Source organism: Aquabacterium sp. (assembly GCF_036279675.1).
Taxonomy (GTDB): domain Bacteria; phylum Pseudomonadota; class Gammaproteobacteria; order Burkholderiales; family Burkholderiaceae_C; genus Aquabacterium.
In genome coordinates this window covers 58,541-76,849 of record NZ_DASUIS010000095.1, presented here as the reverse complement: position 1 = coordinate 76,849, position 18,309 = coordinate 58,541, and the positions used below count along the sequence as shown (strand labels likewise).

Sequence of the window (18,309 nt, the reverse complement as noted above, 5' to 3'; positions counted from 1 at the left end):
TGCGCGATCAGGCTGCGCTCAATCTGCACGCAGCCTGACGCGCATCTTCAAACCGACCGGCACCATGGTCAGCGCCATGTGCTCATCCGCATCCCGGCCATCGGGCGTGTCCACGCCGACGATGTCGAATTGCTGCAGCAGCATGGCCGCCACCAGCTTGATCTCCAGCAAGGCCAGATAGCGCCCCGGGCAGATGCGCGGGCCGGCCCCAAAGGGCATGGAGACCCGCTTGGCATGGTGTGGTGCCAGCTGCGTGGCCTCGTCCAGCCAGCGCTCCGGCATGAAGCGGTTCGCCTGCGGGAAGGTCTCGTCGCTCAAGGTGTCGTGGCGCATGACCATGACCACGGACGTACCGGCCCGGATCTGCACATCCCCCACCACCGTATCCTTGAGGGCCTGCACCACGTTGAAAGGCCCCACCGGCTTGATGCGCATGCTTTCGTGGATGCAGGCTTCGAGGTAATCCAGCTTGCCCAGGTCGTCTGCCGTCCAGTCATTCAGATCGCCCAGGCAGCTGTCCACCTCCTGCCGTGCACGCTGCAGGGTATGCGGGTTGCGGCTCATCAGGTAGATCATCCACGACAGGCTGGTGGCCGTGGTGTCCTCACCCGCCAGCAGCATGGTGAACACATTGCCCACCACATCGTCGTCGCTCATGCCACTGCCAGGCTCGTCGGCGGCCACGATCATGGCTTCGAGCAGGTTGTGCGGAGCGGCCCGCCTGGATGGATCCTGCAATCGCACGCGCGCTTCGGCCATGAAACCACGTATGGCGACGTTCACGGCTTTCACGCTGCGGTCCAGGCGCCGATCGCGCGGCAGCTTGAACCACTTCCAGTAGCGCACGATGGCGTGGGAGCGGCGCCAGATGGTCGGGAAGATCTGGTCCAGATGCCGCTGGATGACGTCGTCGTTGGACTCGATCGTGTTCACCTCCATGCCAAAAGCCAGGCCAGAGATCGCATCCACGGTGAAGCGCATCAGATCGGCCTGCAGATCGATGGGTTGCCTCTGTTCGGCAGCCTGCTCGAAACGATGGCGCAAACGCGCGGCCACCCTCAGCAAGGCAGGCAGGTAGGCCCGCACCTGCCCTGGCGCAAAGCTGGCCATGACCATGCGACGCTGTTTGGCCCAGTGCTCGCCTTCGGCCACGAACACGCCGTCCTGGATGCCCATCTCGGACATGATCTCCTGCATGCGCGAGGGGCGGCGAAAGCCCTCCGGCCGGTCACGCAGCAGCGAGGCGATCACCTCGTGATCGGACACCACCAGCAAGGGAAAGCCGCCCAGGCGCACGTGGATCATGGGCCCGTAGCGCTTGACCCATGACTCGACGTTCTGATGCACCTTGCTCAATTGCACCTGCAAAGCGTTGCCCACCACCGGCCACTGCGGCGGCCCGGGCAGGTCGCGCAAGCGGCGAACACGAGGCGCCGCACCCGGTTCAGGTGGCACGGACTGACGCGAGTGAGGCAGGAATGACAGCTTCATGTGCCGAACTGTGGCCACTTCTGGCCGCCCTGTCATTGACGGCAAACACCAATGGATTGACCCGCGCGCGCAGTGTCGGATGCGGCCCCCGGCAGGTGTCCACTAAACTGGCACCCCGTTTCAGCCATTCAAAGGACTCCCGCCATGGGCGCGCAGTGGAAAGCAAAACACAAGGATCTGGCCGCCAACATCAAAGGCAGGGTGTTCGGCAAGCTGGCCAAGGAAATCATGATCGCGGCGCGCAATGGTGCGGACCCGGCCGCCAACGCGCGCCTGCGCCTGGTGGTAGAACAGGCCCGCAAGGCCTCCATGCCCAAGGACACGCTGGAGCGCGCCATCAAGAAGGGTGCAGGCCTCACGGGTGAGGCGGTGCACTTCGACCACGTGATCTACGAGGGCTTCGCGCCGCACCGCGTGCCGGTCATGGTCGAGTGCCTGACCGACAACGTGAACCGCACGGCCTCGGACATGCGCGTGCTGTTCCGCAAAGGGCAGCAAGGCACATCGGGCTCGGTATCCTGGGATTTCGACCACGTCGGCATGATCGAGGCAGAACCTGCCACGCCTGACGCCGACGCCGAGATGGCGGCCATCGAGGCCGGTGCGCAAGATCTGGAAGCCGGTGACGAGGGTGTCACGCTCTTCCTGACGGACCCGACCGACCTGGATCTGGTCAGCCGCGCCCTGCCCGCGCAAGGCTTCACCGTGCTGTCGGCCAAACTGGGCTACAAGCCCAAAAACCCGGTGGACCCGGCCAGCCTCAGCGCCGAAGCGCTGGAAGAGGTCGAAACCTTCCTGGCGGCCATGGACGCCAACGAAGACGTGCAGAACGTGTTTGCCGGATTGGCAGGTTGAGCTTGAACGACGCCACCAGGGCTGAAGCCCCCGAATTCGAACCCGTGTACGAAGCACGCCTGTGGCGCGACAACGGCTGGACGGCCAAGGTCGTCAAGAACGAGGACGATGACGGCTGGGCCGTCGAGATGATCAGGGATGGCGAGCCCGAACCCGCCCTGGTGGGCCCCTGGACCATGGGCCGCGACAAGAAGAACCCCAAGCCCTTGGACACGGGCGCCTTCAACACCCTGGTCAAGACCGCCTCCGAGGTGATCCGCCGCCACGAGCAGCAGCTGCACGCCATGCTCCACAAGAGCGTGGTGGTGAGCGGGGCATCAGGGCAGATCACCGTCGCGCTGGACATCGTGCCCGATGAGGATGATCCGTATGCGCTGCTGTCCGCAACGGACCAGGCGGGCGATCAGATCGTCCAGGTGCGCGTGGCGCCCCATTTCAAGTTGAACCTCGGCAGCGCCGAAGCCTGGATCGCATCCGACTTCGTCAAGCCCGGTCGGTGACCCTCCCCCCCATGAACCTGCCCACCCCAACCTTGCTCGCCTGGCACTACACGCTGGGCGTGCACCTGCTTCGCATTCTTGAAAACGGCTACATCCTGCCGCAGGACACGCCTGACACGCCCGCCGTGGAATGCCCCGTCGCCTGGTTCTCGCTGAACCAGCAGCACGACCCATCCGCCCTCAAATCCGTCCTCGTCAATGGCGTGGCGCAGCCGCCCACCCTGGCGGTGATGAAGCAGTTGGGCAACGGCGTGTACCGACTTGGCATCAGCCCCCGCAGCCTGCTGGGCGGCGAAGCCTTGCGACGCGAAGCCCGCATCAGCAAGGCGCGCTGGGCCGAGCTGAACAAACAGGCCAAGGCCTGCGGCGCCAACGCAGCGCAATGGTTTGGCGCCATCGACCCCGTTCCCGCATCCGACTGCGTGATCGAGGTGCTCGGGGACGATGGGCAGTGGAAGCGGGTCGCCTCCTGAGCCAGGCGGGGCTCAGTCCTTGAACGTGGGCGTCTGCTTGGCCATGCCGGCCATCATGGCGGCCGTCAGGTCATTGGACATGAGCATGGCGGCGTTCCAGGTGGCGATGTAGTTCAGGCCGTCGGCCACGGAGTGATCACGGCTGTAATTCAGCATTTCCTTGGTGCCACGGATGGACAGTGGCGACTTGGCGGCGATCTGCGCGGCCAGTTCGCGCACACCCGCCTGCAAGGCTTCACGCGAGTCGTACACCTTGTTGACCAGGCCGAGCGACAGCGCCTCGGCGGCATCCACCTTGCGGCCGGTGTAGGCCAGTTCACGCACGATGCCCTGGTTGCCGATGAGCTTGGGCAGGCGCTGCAAGGTGCCGACGTCGGCGGTCATGCCGATGTCGATTTCCTTGATCGTGAAGTAGGCATCGGCCGAGCAATAGCGCATGTCGGTGCAGCAGACCAGGTCCACCCCACCGCCCACGCAGCCGCCGTGGATGGCGGCCAGCACAGGCTTGCGGCAACGCTCCATGCTGGTCAGCGTGTCCTGCATGTCCAGGATGACGCGGCGCAGGTTCTCGCGGGTGCGGCCTTCGCAGTCGTTCTTGATCTGGGGCAGCAGGCCCATCATCATCTGCAGGTCGATGCCGGAGGTGAAGTGCTTGCCTTCACCTTCGATGATGGCCACGCGGGCTTCCACGTTTTCATCGATCCACGTGAAGGCCTTGCGGATGTCCTGCCACATGGTGGCGTTCATCGCGTTGGCTTTCTCGGGGCGGTTCAGGCGAACCACGGCCACATGGTTGTCCAGGCTGACGGTGACGGTGTCGAGTTGCATGATGTGTCTCCTCGGTATCTCTTATTGGTTGTGGTTGGCCTTGTAGGCGGGCAGATAGGCCGCCAGGCGTGCCCCCATCTCGGCGCCCAGTGCCTGCAATGCGTTGAAGGGGCGGACCATGACTTCGAAGTCCACGATCTTGCCCTCTTCATCGAAGCGGATCATGTCGATGCCCTTGAGCGACTTGTCGCCCACGCTGGCGCTGAACTCCAGCACCACGTTGAGCCCATCCTCCGACACCAGCGTGCGGTGGTATTCAAACTGCGTGAAGACCTTCGACACGGTATTGAGGATGAGGTTGACGGCCGCGGCGCTCACATACGGCTTGAAGGCCATGGGCGAGCGGAACACGGCGCCGTCATGCAGGATGGTGGGCAGCCTGCCCAGATCCTGCAGCGACACCATCTCGTGCCACAAAGCCAGCGAGGCCGCCGCAGCGGGCTTGAGTACAGAGGTCGAACTCATGGTGTCACTCCAGGGTTGATCAACGCCAGATCACAACAGGATCAAACAAGCATCACAAGGCCGCGGCCACTTCAGTGCCTTGCTTGATGGCGCGCTTGGCATCCAGCTCGGCCGCCACGTCGGCACCGCCAATCAGGGTCACCTTCTTGCCGGCGGCTTCCAGGCCTGCCTGCAGCGCACGGAAAGGCTCCTGGCCGGCGCACAACACCACGTTGTCCACCGGCAGCACCACGTCCTTGCCACCCACGGTGATATGCAGGCCGGCATCGTCGATCTTGTTGTAGCTGGCGCCCGCAATCATCTCGACATTGCGGTTCTTCAAGGAGGTGCGGTGGATCCACCCCGTGGTCTTGCCCAGGCCATCACCCACCTTGCTGGTCTTGCGCTGCAGCAGGTAGATCTGGCGAGGGGCCTTGTCCAGGTGCGGCTGCTTGATGCCACCGCGCTCGGCGTAGGTCGAGTCGATGCCCCACTCGGCATTGAACTTGGCCAGGTTCAGCGCGGGGCTGTCGCCTTCGTGCGTCAGGAACTCCGACACGTCAAAACCGATGCCACCGGCACCGATCACGGCCACGCTCTTGCCCACGGGCTTCTTGTCGCGCAGCACATCGAGGTAGCTCAGCACCTTGGGGTGGTCCACGCCATCGATGGCGGGGGTACGCGGTGTCACGCCCGTGGCCAGCAGCACTTCGTCGAACTCGCCCTTGACCAGGTCTTCAGCGGTCACGCGTGTGTTGAACTGGGCCTTCACGCCGGTCAGCTTGATCTGGTTGCGGAAGTAGCGCAGGGTTTCATAGAACTCTTCCTTGCCCGGGATCTGCTTGGCGATGTTGAACTGGCCACCCACATCGTCAGCCGCTTCGAACAGGGTCACATCGTGGCCACGTTGTGCGGCGGTGGTGGCAGCAGCCAGGCCAGCGGGGCCTGCGCCGACCACGGCGATGCGCTTCCTGGCGGTGGCGGGTTCGATCTTCAGCTCGGTCTCGTGGCAGGCACGTGGGTTGACCAGGCAGGAGGTGATCTTGCCGCTGAAGGTGTGATCCAGGCAGGCCTGGTTGCAGCCGATACAGGTGTTGATCTGATCGGCCTTGCCGGCGGCCGCCTTGTTGACGAAGTCAGGATCGGCCAGCAGAGGGCGCGCCATGGAGACCATGTCGGCGCAGCCATCGGCCAGGATCTTTTCGCCCACTTCAGGCGTGTTGATGCGGTTGGTCGTGATCAGCGGGATCTTGACCTTGCCCTTCATCTTCTGGGTCACCCACGCAAAGGCACCGCGCGGCACGCTGGTGGCGATCGTGGGGATGCGGGCTTCGTGCCAGCCAATGCCCGTGTTGATGATCGTGGCGCCAGCGGCCTCCACAGCCTGGGCCAGTTGCACCACTTCGTCAAACGTGGAGCCACCTTCCACCAGGTCCAGCATGGACAGGCGGTAGATGATGATGAAGTTGCTGCCCACGCGTTCGCGCACGCGGCGCACGATTTCCACCGGGAAGCGCATGCGGTTCTCGTAAGAACCACCCCACTCGTCGGTACGCTGATTGGTGCGTGCGGCAATGAACTCGTTGATCAGGTAGCCCTCGGAGCCCATCACTTCCACGCCGTCGTAGCCGGCCTTCTGGGCCATGGCGGCGCAGTTCGCGAAGTCTTCAATGGTCTGCTCGACTTCCGCCGTCGTCAGCTCCCGCGGCGGCATGGGCGAGATCGGAGCCTTGATGGGGCTGGGGCCGACCAGGCCGGGGTGGTAGGCGTAGCGGCCAAAGTGCAGGATCTGCATGGCGATCTTGCCGCCGGCTGCATGCACGGCATCGGTCACGATCTTGTGCTGAGCGGCTTCTTCTTCCGTGGCCAGACGGGCACCACCGGGATAGGGGCGGCCAGCGTCGTTCGGGGCAATGCCGCCGGTCACCATCAGGGCCACGCCACCACGTGCACGCTCGGCATAGAAAGCGGCCATGCGCTCGAAGCCATTCTTGGCTTCTTCCAGGCCCACGTGCATCGAGCCCATCAGGACGCGATTGCGCAATGTGGTAAAGCCCAGGTCCAGCGGTTGCAGCAGGTGAGGATAGGCGCTCATAGATGTCTCTCTCGGTGAAGTCGATGGGATCGGCAAGCTGGCGACTATGCAACCAGTTGCATGAACGGAGCGGATATTAGGAGAACTTTGTCGTTTATGCAACTGGTTGCATAGTTGAATGCCACCCCTTAGACTCGGCGCATGTCTTTATCCCATGCCTTGATGACGTCCCTGCTGGAAAAGTCGTCGTCAGGCTACGACCTCGCGCGCCGTTTCGACAAGTCCATCGGCTTCTTCTGGCGCGCCACCCACCAGCAGATCTATCGCGAGCTGGCCCGCATGGAAAAGGCTGGCTGGATCACGTCCGAGGCCGCACCAGACGGAGGCCGCACCCGCAAACGCATCTACCGTGTGCTGGACGCCGGCCGCCAGGAGCTGGAGCGCTGGGTGCGCGAACCCGCCGAACCCCAGGATCAGCGTGACGAACTCATGGTGCGCATGCGCGCCGACGCGGTGATCGGCCCCCTGGGCCTGGAAGCCGAAATCCAGCGCAGAATGGCCCAGCACGCCGTCAAGCTGGAGGCCTATCGCCTGATTGAAGCGCGCGACTTTCCTGCCGATAAGACATTGACCCGTGAAGCCCGCATCCAGCACCTGATCCTCAAGACCGGGATCATGTACGAGCTGGGGTGGTTGAACTGGTCCAAGGAAGCGCTGAAGGTCTTGCAGGAAACCGATCAACCCTCACAAGCAGGCTGAGCCGCCTCCGGCGGGTAGCCTGATCTGCCCTGGTGCCTATGCATTTCCCAATGGCCCTTGCAAGCCGTTTGATCAGACTGGTGTGCATGCTGATGCTGGCTGGCGTCACGCTGCCCGGCTTCAGCGCGCGGGCCGCCACGCCAGGCCAGGCCATCGAGGTCGTGCTGACCGACGATCAAGCCGAAGTGCAACTGGGCCCCAGCATGCAGTCTCGCGAAGACGCCGGCAGTCGGCTGGACGCTCAGGCGGCATGGGCCTCACCTGCAGGGGACTGGCACCGCCAGCACAACGCATCCATCAACTTCGGTTTCTCGACTTCTGCGTGGTGGACCCGGGTGACCTTGCGCAATGCGACGGGACACGATCTGGAACGCATCCTGGATCTGGGCAGTTCCTTGCTGGACCACGTCGACATCCATGTCCTGCGACCGGATGGCGCACAGCTTCAAGGCATGAGCAGTGGCGATCGCCTGCCTTTTGCCAGTCGTGGCGAGAATGTGCGCACGATCGCCATGCGCCTGCACATCCCGGCCGGGCAACAGGTCACCGTGTTGATGCGACTCCAGTCGCACGACGGCCTCAACGAGATCATCACCCCCAGGCTGTACGCCCCCGAAGCCTTCACGGCGCATGTGCAGCTCGAAACACTGGCGTTCGGCGTTTACTACGGGCTGCTGGCCACCGTCCTGCTCTACAACCTGTTCCTGTACGCCTCCACGCGGCAGACGATCTTCGGCGTCTACGCAACCTATGTCGGGTGCTTCCTGCTGTGGGGCCTGGTGTTCCGCGGCTACGCCTTCCAGTACTGGTGGCCCGACTCCCCTGACTTCAACAACCAGGCCCTGGCCATCATCGTGAGCGCGCTCTACATGTCGCTGGGGCTCTTCCTGATGAAGTACCTGGACACCGCAAACTCGGTGTCTCGAAAGATGCACCGGTTCGCCGCCATCAGCACGGCGGCGCAGGGCCTGTGCATCCTGCCCGCCTTCCTGAACCTGTATGCCGCCACCTTCATCATCAACAGCGCGATCGGCAGCCTGGAAATCATGGGGCTGACCGCCATCATCACCGTGCTGGTCGTCAAGAAGAAGTCGAAAGCCGGGCGATACGCTGCAGGTGCCTTTACCACGCTATCGGTCGCCGCGCTGCTCTACTACCTGCGTGTGCTGGGCTTCGTGCCTGCCAACGCCCTGACAGACAACCTGCTGCAGATTGGCTCTGCCGCAGAAGCCCTCTTGCTGGCCTTTGGTCTGGCCGACCAGATGAACACGCTCAAGACCGAAAAGCTGCACGCCGAGCGCCAGGCGCTGGCGGCACAAACCGCCTTGAACACACAACTGGAATCCCTTGTATCCAGCAGAACGGCCGAGCTGGAGATGGCCAACGAACGGCTCGCCAACCTGGCCATCACCGATGAGCTCACGGGCGTCTACAACCGGCGCCAGTTCAACAAGGACCTGGCGGCTGCTGTCGCGCTGCATACCCGTCATCAAACGCCAGCCGCGCTGTGCCTGCTGGATGTGGATCACTTCAAGGCCTACAACGACCGATACGGCCACCCGGCTGGCGACGAGGTGCTGCGCCAGATCGCCACGGCATTGCGCCAGCAACTGCAGCGCGCCAGCGACCACGTCTACCGAGTGGGTGGTGAAGAGTTTGCCATCCTGCTGGACATCAACGAACCGCCGGAGAAGGTCGAGCGCTTCATCATGCAGATGCTCGCCGCGGTACATGGCCTCAACATCCCGCATGAAGGCAGCCCCTTCGGGGCCGTCAGTGTCAGCATGGGGCTGGTGATCCTCAAGGCACGCGGTGCATCACGAACTGCCACAGAGCTGTACAGCGCCGCCGACGCCCTGCTCTATCAGGCCAAGCAGGCCGGTCGCAATCAGGTCATCAGCCAGACACTGGACTGAGCGCGGCCTCGGCACGATTGCGCCCACCGGCCTTGGCGCGATACAGCGCCGCATCAGCCTGCGCGATCAGGCTGTCGATCGAGTCCACCGACGAGGTCAAGGCCGGGCGGACGACCGCCACGCCCAGGCTGATCGTGACACTGCCGCAAGTGGCCGAGCCTTCATGACGCAGACCCAGTTCGCGCACGGCCGCGCACAGGCCCTGCGCCATCTTCATCGCACTGTGCAACTGCGCGCCTGGCAGAACCACGATGAACTCCTCGCCACCCCAACGGGCCACACAGCCCTGTGAAGCGGGCACGCTGCGCTGCAGGACCTGCGCCACGTGCTTCAAACACTGATCACCTGCCGGATGGCCATAACGGTCGTTGTAGGCCTTGAAGTGATCCACATCCATCAACAGCAGCGCCAGGTCACCGTGCGCCTCGCGCAGGTGCGCCCATTGCTGAGTCAGGTAGGCATCGACATGCCGCCGATTGGGCACACCCGTCAGCGGATCATGGCGAGAGAGCTCGTCCAGTCTCGCCTGTGAGGCGCTGAGCTCCTGGTGCAGCGCCTGCGCACGCAGTTGCCACACAAAGCGCCTGCGCTCCTCCAGCTCGAAGCGGTAGTTCATGGCCAGGGTATAGACCGCGATGATCGCCACCAGCAAAGCCAGGGGCACATCGAAGACGTCATAAGGATTGACGCGATCCGATCGCGCCCACACACAGGCCAGGCAGGTGGCCATCACCACCAGCGAAAAGACCAGGGCATACCGAAAACGAAAGCGTTGCACCAGGTTGCCGTAGATCGTGATGGGCACCAGGCCCGCCGTGTACATGCCTGCATAAGGGCTGTGGGAGTGCATGAGCAGCCAGCCCATGTTCAAGGCCGTGATCACCCCGGTCATCATCAAGGTGCCTTCCAGCAGCGGCCTGGGCAGGCGCGCGAGGAGCGCGTTGAACCGCACCCCGATCAACAACAAGAACAAGGCCACCGGCGAGAAAATGAACAGCCGCATGGTCAATGCCTGCGGATAGACGTCAGGGATCATCCGTGCGTCCACCAGCAGAAAGAGGTTGTAGACCAGCAAGGCCAGCAAGCCGCTTGCCACAAAGTGCTGCACACGAGCCGGCCCGCACGCCTCGACGAAACGCGCCTCATCGACGGCATCCATCCGCAAGGATGGCGGGCGCCACCGCATCCAGCGGCGCAGGTCGATGTCCAGCTCCAGTGGCGCCTGATTCAGCATCGCCTGACCTCACTTGCCACCGCAGCATGGGGCATCATGCCCTGCGCTGCATGCATGCGATGGCGGCCCGCATGCTTCGCGCCATACAGCGCCTCATCGACGAGTTGAACCCATTGTGGCCAATCATCCTGCTCGTTCGGATGCACCGAAGCCCAGCCGCCACTGATGGTCACGTGTGCTGCACACAAGGACGCTTCATGGGGCATCTGCAAGGCAGACACCGCCAGCCGCAAACGCGCCGCCGCTGCTTCGGTGGCGTCGACATCGGCATCCAGCAGCACGACGACAAACTCTTCGCCGCCCCAGCGCGCCACCAGATCACCAGGTCGGCGTATGCAGCCCCTCAGCGCCTCGGCCACGGCCACCAGGCAACGGTCACCGGCCTGATGGCCATAACGATCGTTGTAGGGTTTGAAATAATCCACGTCCACCAGGATCAAGGACAGGCTCGTGCCCTGCGCCCTCGCGGCTTGCCAGCACTCGCTCAGGTAGGTCTCGACATAGCGGCGATTGGCCACCTGCGTCAGCGCATCGGTGGTCGCCAGGTGACTCAAACGATCGTGGGCCTCGGTCAGGCTGGCATGAAGTGCCTGCTCCCTGGCTTCAAGCAGAAAGCTCATGCGCTCATCGTGCTCCTGCTTGTAGTTGCCGTACAGCACAAACGCGATGGACGTACCCAACAGCAAGCTGGTGTTGAAGCTCATCATGCCGGTGGCATCCGGCATGGTGGCCACCACATGGCCATGCAGGCCCGCCACGGCCAAAGCCATCATGACGGCCGGCCAGAACCGCGCGATCACGCAGGTGAACACCATGATGATGTTCAACTGGACCACACGCGCAACAGCCCAGTCGGCTTCACCGCGAAGAACGATCGCCACTTCCAGCAAGGCAGCCAGCACGCCCGCCAAGGCAATCATCCACTCGTTGAGCGCTGGCATGCGCAAGCGCCGAAGCAGGTACAAGCCGATGAAGATGGCAGGCGGAAACACGGCCTCCCTGAGCACGGCGGCAAAACGCACCACGCCAGGGCTCAACAGATAGTCGCCAATGATCATGGCGCCAAACAGGCAAACGGCCGCCACGCCTGCCACCACCATCATGTGGAAACGTCTGGCTTCCCCCTCTGTCAGGAATCGGTCTTCCAGTTCTCGTGGGAAAGTGAGCAAGGCAAAACCATCAGCCAGCGTCTTGCTGACCAGCGCAGACTGCCCCGATGCCACCACCTCGGGGGCATCCATCAGCTTCACGCTTGCGATACTTGCCATGTCGTCTGCCACCAGCCACTCCTGCCTGCCTCGCCATGGTGCTCTGTCGAGCAACCATCGCGGGTTATGCGCCAAGTGAATTCTGCCGAGACGGCGATACGTTTGCACACAGGATTTACGCGTCCATGCGCCAGGCTCTCCAAGGGAAGAGCGGCAAATGCACGGGCTATCCCCACCCTATCCGCGGGGTGATCGAAGCCAGTCGATCGGGTTTCCACTCAGGTATCCAAGGTGTCTGCGTCAGGTCATTTCCCTGAACTTGCGGCACGTCAAATCGGGTTAGGCGGGCGTGTCGGGTCCCGGACAGACAGCACCTCGACGGATCGGCACACTCCTTGATCAGTTCGACCCGTTTGCCCCCTTCGTGCGTTTCTCCCCCGCTCCCTCCCACACCATCGTGATCGGTGCCGGTCTTGCCGGCCTGACCACCACGCTGGACCTGCTCGACCAGGGCCACCGCGTCACCTTGCTGGATCGCGACGAGGCGGATCGCCTGGGTGGTCTGGGGCTGCATGCCTTTGGCGGCATGGCCCTGGTGGACACGCCCTTGCAGCGCTTCAACCGCATCCAAGACAGCGCCGAGATTGCCCTGGCCGACTGGCTGGCCTTTGCCGAATTCGAGCCAGATGACATCTGGCCCAGGCGCTGGGCAGAGCACTACGTGCAGCACTGCGTGCCCGAGGTTTACGAATGGCTGCGCAGCCATGGCATCCGCTTCATCCCCGCCGTGCAGTGGGTGGAGCGGGGCTGGATGACGCGTGGCAACACCCTGCCCCGCTATCACGTACTGTGGGGCACCTCGCGCCACATGTTGTTGACCCTGATCGACGCCATGAAGCAACACCCCATGCAGGACCGGTTGACGATCCTGCCCCGGCACCGCGTGGATGGCCTCATCGGCAACCGTGATGGCATCCAGGGATGCCACGGCATGGACGAACGGCACGAACGCCCCTTCGAACTTCACGCCGATGCGGTGGTGGTGGCCACAGGCGGCATCACGGGCGATCTGGCGCGCGTTCGGCAACACTGGCCCCGGGACTGGGGGCAGGCCCCGGCCACCCTGCTCAACGGCTCGCATCCTCATGCAGATGGCCGCATGCACGACGCCATCGCCAAGCTGGGAGGTTCGGTCACCCACCTGGATCAGATGTGGAACTACGCCGCCGGGGTGCGCCACCCACGCCCCCACTTCCCTGGACACGGGCTCAGCCTGATACCAGCCAAGTCAGGGCTCTGGCTGGATCCGCAAGGCCATCGCATCGGCCCCGTGCCCTTCGTCACCGGCTTCGACACCTACGACATGGTCGCGCAGATTGCCCGCTCGCAATGGCCCTGGACCTGGCAGGTGCTCAACCGCCGCATCGCCGACAAGGAACTGGCGGCATCTGGTGCCGAACACAACCAGCACATCCGTGATCGCCGGCCCCTGGCCTTGCTGCTGCAGATGCTCAACGGCAACCGCGAGCTGGTGGACGAGCTCCTGGCGCAATGCCCCGACTTTGTCATGGCCGACAACCTTGTCGACCTGGCCCGCCGCATGAACATGGTGGCCGGCGATGGCCGCATCAGCGCCACGACCTTGCGCGAGCAGATCCAGCCCTACGATGACCAGATCAAGCGCGGCCCCCGCCTGCACAACGACGACCAGTTGCGCCGCATCGAGCAACTGCGGCGCTGGCCAGGTGACCGCTTCCGCACCTGCCACTACCAGGCTATCCTGGATCCATCATCCGGGCCGCTGATCGCGATCCGCTGCCAGTTGCTGACGCGCAAGTCCACAGGCGGCATCCAGACCAATCTGCAAAGCCGCGTGCTGGATCAACAAGGCCAGCCCATCCCTGGCTTGTATGCCGTGGGTGAAGCGGCCGGCTTTGGTGGCGGCGGCGCCAACGGCCGCAAATCCCTCGAGGGCACCTTCCTGTCGGGTTGCATCCTGACCGCCCACGCCGCTGCACGCCACATCCACTGCGCAGCCTGACACCCATACCGATAACGGAGACGACCATGAAGAAGACCGGCGCAGAACTTGTTCGCCATGCCCTCGAGCAACTCGGCATCCGCCATACCTTCGGCATCCCCGGCGTACACAACACGGAGATCTACGACCAGTTGGCCAGCTCCGAGGTGGTCACCCCGATCCGCGTGAACCACGAAGGTGGTGCCGCCTTCATGGCCGATGCCGTGAGCCGCACCAATGACTTCAACGGCGCCTTGCTGATCGTGCCGGCTGCCGGCACAGCCCTGGCCATGGCCGGCATCGGTGAAGCCTTTCTCGATGGCATTCCCATGATCGCGATCTCGGGCGGCACCCGCACCGACACGGGCTACACCTACCAGCTCCATGAAATGGACCAGCTGGCCATGGTCAGGCCCATCACCAAGGGGGCGTGGCGCATCACCGAGCACAAGCAGATCGTGCCCACATTCTTTGAGGCCTGGCACATCGCCAATTCGGGCGAGCCGGGTCCCGTGTTCATCGAGATCCCGGTCAACATCCAGCTTTTCCCTGGCGACGTGGATGAACTGCCCACCTTCGTTCGCCCGGCCCCGCCACAGGCTGCGCTGGACGCCGGCACCCTGGCTACCATCGAGCAGGCCAGCCAACTGCTGCGTCAGGCGCGCAAGCCCGGCCTGTTCATTGGCTGGGGCGCCATGGAGGCCACCGAACTGAGCGTGCAACTGGCCGAGTTGCTGCAGATGCCGGTGGCCACCACCTTGCAAGGCCTCAGCGCCTTCCCCGGCCAGCACCCCCTGCACGTTGGCATGGGCATCGGGCCAGCCGCCGTGCCCGCTGCTGAAAACGCCTTTGCCGATTGCGATGTGCTGCTGGCGATCGGCACGCGCTTTGGCGAGATCGCCACGGGCAGCTTCGGCATCAAGCCAGGCTGGGAGCTCATCCATGTGGACATCAACCCGGCCGTCTTCAACGCCAACTACCCCGCGCGCCTGAGCATCGAAGGGGATGCACGCGTCATCATGCAGGCGCTGCTGGCGCAACTTCAGGCCACCCCGCCCAATGCCGCCACCGTGCAGGCTCGAGGCATGCACACCCGCCAACAGATCGCCCATGACAAGCATGCCTACATGGCTGAATGGCTGGGCCACGACAGCGGCCAGCGCGTCAACCCGGGGCGCTTCTTCCAGGCCCTGCGCAGCAAACTGCCGGATGACGGCTACCTCGTCACCGACGACGGCAACCACACCTTTCTCGTGGCCGAGTTGTTCGAGCCCCGCCAGAGCCGGCACGTGATCACGCCCACCGACTTCAACTGCATGGGCTATTGCGTGCCTGCCACCGTGGGCATCAAGCTCACCCACCCTGACAAGCAGGTGGTGGGCGTGGTGGGCGATGGCGCCTTCCTCATGACCGGGCTGGAGCTGCTCACGGCCACCGAGAACAAGCTGGGCGTGGTCTGCTATGTGTTCAACGATGGCGAGCTCTCGCAGATCTCGCAAGCTCAAAAGCTGCCCTACAACCGCAAGGCCTGCACCGTGCTGCCGGAGGTCCGCTTCAAGGGCATCGCCGACGCGGTGGGGGCCCACTACCTGCGCATGGCCGGCGATGCGGACATCGCCGCCGTGATCGACCAGGCACAGACCTTGTCCGCACAAGGCGTACCGGTGATCGTGGATGTGCTGATCGACTACAGCAAGCAGACGCGCTTCACCAAGGGCATCCTGCGCACCAACCTGATGCGCATGGACCTGGGCAACAAGCTGCGCATGATCGGCAGGGCAGCCTGGCGACGCGTGGCCACCCCCATCTGACACACGTGACACACCCGCCCCTTCAGTCTGCGCCCCAACAAGCCGAAAACCACCTCCAGATCAATGCACTTCACTGGAGGCGGCCCATGGGCGCAGATCATCACGTGGCCATCCTTGGCCAAGGCTACGCCGTACCCGACATCGTCCGGGGCAATGACGCCCCGATTTTCGACTGGCTGAAAAAGCACTCGCCGTCCGGCACGGACTTGTTCAACGGCCTCAAGTACCGGCGGGTGCTGCCGACGGCCGATGGCGTCATCGACATCATGACCGAAGCCTGCAAGCAGGCCATGGAGCGCGCGCGCATCAAGGCAGAAGATGTGGACATGATCCTGGGCGCAGGCTCGGTCAGTAGCTACATCGCCCCCAATGACCTGGCGGTAGTGCACAACCAGCTCGGCTTGAGCCCACATTGCCGCGTGATGCCGCTCAACACGGATTACTCCACCTTCCAGGATGGCCTGCGCCTGGGCACGGACCTGATCCGCAGCAACACGCTGCGCCATGCGCTCGTGGTCTGCGGCAACAACTGGACCCACTTCGTGGACTACCACGAGCCCGTCTCGCTGGCGGCCTCGGATGGTGCGGGCGCCGTGGTGCTGGGCTACAGCAGCAACCCACGCCACTTCCGCCTGATCGATTGGGAAAACGAAACACAGAGCCGCTGGTACGGCGCCTTCCGCATGGCGCCTCGCCCCACAGCCGAACACGGACATTTCACCAAGCCCTTGATGAAGCTGGATGACAAGACAGGGGAAGAAGCCTTCAAACAATTCGGCCTGAAGGTACCCGGGCCGCTGGTGCAACGCCTGCTGAGTCGTCATGGCCTGACCGGTCAGGACATCACCCTGATTGCCCACCAGACCTCCAAGATGGTCCAGGATGCCTGGCAGGCCGCCATCCAGCCCCGGCACTACATCAGCACGCTGGAAGAGTTCGGCGACATGGTGTCCTCATCCGTGCCCGTCAACCTGGCCAAATGCCATGCCGAGATCCACACCAGGCACCTGGTCCTGCTGGGCATCGGCATGGAAATGCACGCCACGGCCTTGCTGCTCGAAAGAAGCTGAAGGCCGCGGCGCAGGCGCTCGTGCGCCGTGGTCAGATCTGGTCAGCCCTGATAAGGCGGAGGCTGCAAGCCCAGGTGGTTTTGCAGCATGTCTTCAGCCGTGGCCAGCGCACCTTCCACCCAGCCTTGCGCATGTGAGTAGGCCTCGCCGCAGATATAGACCGGCTTGCCCTTCACAGGCTGCACGATGCGCTTGCTCACGTGCTGGCTGTCCACGTACTGAGGCCAGAAGTTGGCACCGCCACCGAAGGGGTCATCACCCCAATCGCGGTAGGCCGCCGCATACGGGCGGCGCTCTGGCGTGTCTTCCAGGCCATGCATCTCCAGCAACTGGCGGTGCGCCTCCTGCACCATGAGCTTGGGCGCGGGGTTTTCCTTCCACTCCACGGCGGGGTCGTTGCTGTCGGTCCCATCTTCATTGGGGAAGCCTTCCGGGTCGTTGCGCAGACCGGCCCAGTACGCCAGGTCCAGCCCATCGTTGTAGATCAGGATGGCGCCCGCCTTGGTGTCATCGCCCACTGGCCAGTAGTAGCACTGGCGGATCGGCAGATCGGTAACGGACTGGCCTTGCGTGATGCCCAGTTCCTCCCACCAACGCGTGCGGTAGCACAGGGCCAGCTTGAACAGCGGAATCGGCACCACGGACTGGATCAGCTTGTGCACCTCGTGGTGCTCCTTGCCCAGCACCGATCCCGTCTGATCCAGCAACTCCAGCGAACGACGCGGCATGGCCAGAATCAGCTTGCGTGCGCGCACCACCTTGTGATGCCCTGCGTGCACCAGATGCAGCTCCACGCCTTCACTGCCATCGTCGAACCGGACGGTATCGAAGCGCTGCAGGCGATGCTCGAAGTGCACCTTGCCCCCCACCGACTCGAAGCGTTGGTGCAAGGTCTTGGGCAACATCTCGTAGCCCTCTTTCAGGCGGCTGTACTGGATGCTGGCGCCATAGTCGCCGATGTTCCAGGGGAAGCCATCTGCCGCATTCCAGGTGAAGAAGATGGAGTCATAGCCGCTGGTGTCTTCGGCAAACTGGAAGGACTCGTGGCTGACCGACCGGTTGTAGATGTAGCGCATGGTCAGGTCACGCACGCTGTGGCCTTCGTAGCGGCCAGTTTCGGCCACCTTGTCCCAGTCCACGGTCTTGAGGTCCACATGCTTGCGGTGGAGCACTTCTTCCAGGTAGCGCTCGGCGGCCAGGGCCGTGAAGCCTTTGGTGAAGCCCTCGTAGTCCGACTTCGGGATGTCGTAAGGCACCTTGGCCGGATCCGACAGATCCCTGGTGCGCAGATGGCGCCCACGCAGATAGGCCATGTTCGGGTCCTGAGCCACCACAAAGGGCACGGTCTCCAGCTTGAGATAGGACACCAGCGACGACACCATGGTCTGCGCACTGGTATAGCGCATGCCACCCAGCTCGACACGCCCCTCGGGCATGCCCGGAGGCTGCGCCGACATCAATCGCCCGCCGACACGGTGACTCAACTCGAAGGCCTCGACACGTGTGCCCTTGCCTTGCGCGCTGGTCAACCACCGCCAGCCGCTGTAAAGCCCTGACACGCCCGCGCCGACGATGGCGACATCAAGAACCGGGTTCAAAGCATCTGTTTTCACGATATAGCCCTGTGGTTGTGGAGGGCACATTTTTGACACCCGCCGCCCACAC

The 18,309-nt window shown here is 63.7% G+C and carries 15 protein-coding genes; 8 read left to right on the top strand and 7 right to left on the bottom strand.

Annotated features, from left to right (window positions below; all coding sequences use genetic code 11):
- Nucleotides 1–18 precede the first annotated feature (18 nt).
- The gene (locus tag VFW93_RS11700; protein ID WP_329694166.1) at nucleotides 19–1,491 is read right to left on the bottom strand and encodes a cytochrome P450; all 1,473 of its coding nucleotides are present in this window, start codon (nucleotides 1,489–1,491) and stop codon (nucleotides 19–21) included.
- 144 nt (nucleotides 1,492–1,635) lie between these two features.
- Between VFW93_RS11700 and VFW93_RS11695 the strand changes: the two genes are divergently transcribed.
- Genes VFW93_RS11695 through VFW93_RS11685 form a run of 3 tightly spaced genes read left to right on the top strand, consistent with a single transcriptional unit; the run spans nucleotide 1,636 to nucleotide 3,319 of the window.
- Complete coding sequence (locus VFW93_RS11695) at nucleotides 1,636–2,346, top strand: YebC/PmpR family DNA-binding transcriptional regulator (protein WP_329694165.1); 711 nt, start codon at nucleotides 1,636–1,638, stop codon at nucleotides 2,344–2,346.
- A gap of 2 nt (nucleotides 2,347–2,348) precedes the next feature.
- Nucleotides 2,349–2,846: a hypothetical protein gene (locus VFW93_RS11690; RefSeq protein ID WP_329694164.1), complete on the top strand. Its 498-nt coding sequence runs from the start codon at nucleotides 2,349–2,351 to the stop codon at nucleotides 2,844–2,846.
- Between the two features lie 11 nt (nucleotides 2,847–2,857).
- Nucleotides 2,858–3,319 carry a hypothetical protein gene (locus VFW93_RS11685; RefSeq protein WP_329694163.1) on the top strand — a complete coding sequence of 154 codons (462 nt, stop codon included), beginning with the start codon at nucleotides 2,858–2,860 and terminating at the stop codon, nucleotides 3,317–3,319.
- Between the two features lie 12 nt (nucleotides 3,320–3,331).
- On the opposite strand, the gene VFW93_RS11680 is transcribed toward VFW93_RS11685, so the two are convergent.
- From VFW93_RS11680 to VFW93_RS11670, 3 genes are read right to left on the bottom strand one after another with little or no spacing between them, the layout of a single operon-like run.
- Nucleotides 3,332–4,147 (bottom strand): crotonase/enoyl-CoA hydratase family protein, encoded by an 816-nt coding sequence (locus VFW93_RS11680; protein ID WP_329694162.1) that lies wholly within the window; start codon nucleotides 4,145–4,147, stop codon nucleotides 3,332–3,334.
- Between the two features lie 21 nt (nucleotides 4,148–4,168).
- On the bottom strand, nucleotides 4,169–4,612 hold the full coding sequence (locus tag VFW93_RS11675) for a nuclear transport factor 2 family protein (RefSeq protein ID WP_290677566.1): 444 nt from the start codon (nucleotides 4,610–4,612) through the stop codon (nucleotides 4,169–4,171).
- 52 nt (nucleotides 4,613–4,664) lie between these two features.
- The gene (locus tag VFW93_RS11670) at nucleotides 4,665–6,686 is read right to left on the bottom strand and encodes an NADPH-dependent 2,4-dienoyl-CoA reductase (protein ID WP_329694161.1); all 2,022 of its coding nucleotides are present in this window, start codon (nucleotides 6,684–6,686) and stop codon (nucleotides 4,665–4,667) included.
- 141 nt (nucleotides 6,687–6,827) lie between these two features.
- On the opposite strand from VFW93_RS11670, the gene VFW93_RS11665 reads away from it, so the two are divergent.
- Both VFW93_RS11665 and VFW93_RS11660 read left to right on the top strand, forming a co-directional pair.
- Nucleotides 6,828–7,385: a PadR family transcriptional regulator gene (locus tag VFW93_RS11665; RefSeq protein ID WP_329694160.1), complete on the top strand. Its 558-nt coding sequence runs from the start codon at nucleotides 6,828–6,830 to the stop codon at nucleotides 7,383–7,385.
- Between the two features lie 50 nt (nucleotides 7,386–7,435).
- Nucleotides 7,436–9,301 (top strand): diguanylate cyclase, encoded by a 1,866-nt coding sequence (locus VFW93_RS11660; RefSeq protein ID WP_329694159.1) that lies wholly within the window; start codon nucleotides 7,436–7,438, stop codon nucleotides 9,299–9,301.
- Here VFW93_RS11660 and VFW93_RS11655 read toward each other — a convergent pair.
- Together VFW93_RS11655 and VFW93_RS11650 are read right to left on the bottom strand one after the other, a co-directional pair.
- Nucleotides 9,282–10,535, bottom strand: coding sequence for a GGDEF domain-containing protein (locus VFW93_RS11655; protein WP_329694158.1), 1,254 nt, complete (start codon nucleotides 10,533–10,535; stop codon nucleotides 9,282–9,284). The genes VFW93_RS11660 and VFW93_RS11655 overlap by 20 nt on opposite strands.
- Nucleotides 10,529–11,803 (bottom strand): diguanylate cyclase, encoded by a 1,275-nt coding sequence (locus VFW93_RS11650; protein ID WP_329694157.1) that lies wholly within the window; start codon nucleotides 11,801–11,803, stop codon nucleotides 10,529–10,531. Before VFW93_RS11650 ends, VFW93_RS11655 begins: the two co-directional genes overlap by 7 nt.
- A 364-nt stretch (nucleotides 11,804–12,167) precedes the next feature.
- Between VFW93_RS11650 and VFW93_RS11645 the strand changes: the two genes are divergently transcribed.
- From VFW93_RS11645 to VFW93_RS11635, 3 genes are all read left to right on the top strand, one after another.
- The gene (locus VFW93_RS11645) at nucleotides 12,168–13,784 is read left to right on the top strand and encodes an FAD-binding dehydrogenase (protein ID WP_329694156.1); all 1,617 of its coding nucleotides are present in this window, start codon (nucleotides 12,168–12,170) and stop codon (nucleotides 13,782–13,784) included.
- Between the two features lie 26 nt (nucleotides 13,785–13,810).
- The gene (locus VFW93_RS11640; RefSeq protein ID WP_329694155.1) at nucleotides 13,811–15,574 is read left to right on the top strand and encodes a thiamine pyrophosphate-binding protein; all 1,764 of its coding nucleotides are present in this window, start codon (nucleotides 13,811–13,813) and stop codon (nucleotides 15,572–15,574) included.
- A gap of 86 nt (nucleotides 15,575–15,660) precedes the next feature.
- Entirely contained in the window at nucleotides 15,661–16,644 is a 984-nt protein-coding gene (locus tag VFW93_RS11635) for a hypothetical protein (RefSeq protein WP_329694154.1), read from the top strand.
- 41 nt (nucleotides 16,645–16,685) lie between these two features.
- On the opposite strand, the gene VFW93_RS11630 is transcribed toward VFW93_RS11635, so the two are convergent.
- Nucleotides 16,686–18,257, bottom strand: coding sequence for a flavin monoamine oxidase family protein (locus VFW93_RS11630; RefSeq protein WP_329694153.1), 1,572 nt, complete (start codon nucleotides 18,255–18,257; stop codon nucleotides 16,686–16,688).
- Nucleotides 18,258–18,309: the final 52 nt, after the last annotated feature.

What these genes read in the sequence shown, in the direction of transcription:
- VFW93_RS11700 (WP_329694166.1), bottom strand. Translation starts at nt 1,491, where the DNA reads ATGAAGCTGTCATTCCTGCCTCACTCGCGTCAGTCCGTGCCACCTGAA.
- VFW93_RS11695 (WP_329694165.1), top strand. Translation starts at nt 1,636, where the DNA reads ATGGGCGCGCAGTGGAAAGCAAAACACAAGGATCTGGCCGCCAACATC.
- VFW93_RS11685 (WP_329694163.1), top strand. Translation starts at nt 2,858, where the DNA reads ATGAACCTGCCCACCCCAACCTTGCTCGCCTGGCACTACACGCTGGGC.
- VFW93_RS11680 (WP_329694162.1), bottom strand. Translation starts at nt 4,147, where the DNA reads ATGCAACTCGACACCGTCACCGTCAGCCTGGACAACCATGTGGCCGTG.
- VFW93_RS11675 (WP_290677566.1), bottom strand. Translation starts at nt 4,612, where the DNA reads ATGAGTTCGACCTCTGTACTCAAGCCCGCTGCGGCGGCCTCGCTGGCT.
- VFW93_RS11670 (WP_329694161.1), bottom strand. Translation starts at nt 6,686, where the DNA reads ATGAGCGCCTATCCTCACCTGCTGCAACCGCTGGACCTGGGCTTTACC.
- VFW93_RS11665 (WP_329694160.1), top strand. Translation starts at nt 6,828, where the DNA reads ATGTCTTTATCCCATGCCTTGATGACGTCCCTGCTGGAAAAGTCGTCG.
- VFW93_RS11660 (WP_329694159.1), top strand. Translation starts at nt 7,436, where the DNA reads ATGGCCCTTGCAAGCCGTTTGATCAGACTGGTGTGCATGCTGATGCTG.
- VFW93_RS11655 (WP_329694158.1), bottom strand. Translation starts at nt 10,535, where the DNA reads ATGCTGAATCAGGCGCCACTGGAGCTGGACATCGACCTGCGCCGCTGG.
- VFW93_RS11650 (WP_329694157.1), bottom strand. Translation starts at nt 11,803, where the DNA reads ATGGCAAGTATCGCAAGCGTGAAGCTGATGGATGCCCCCGAGGTGGTG.
- VFW93_RS11640 (WP_329694155.1), top strand. Translation starts at nt 13,811, where the DNA reads ATGAAGAAGACCGGCGCAGAACTTGTTCGCCATGCCCTCGAGCAACTC.
- VFW93_RS11635 (WP_329694154.1), top strand. Translation starts at nt 15,661, where the DNA reads ATGGGCGCAGATCATCACGTGGCCATCCTTGGCCAAGGCTACGCCGTA.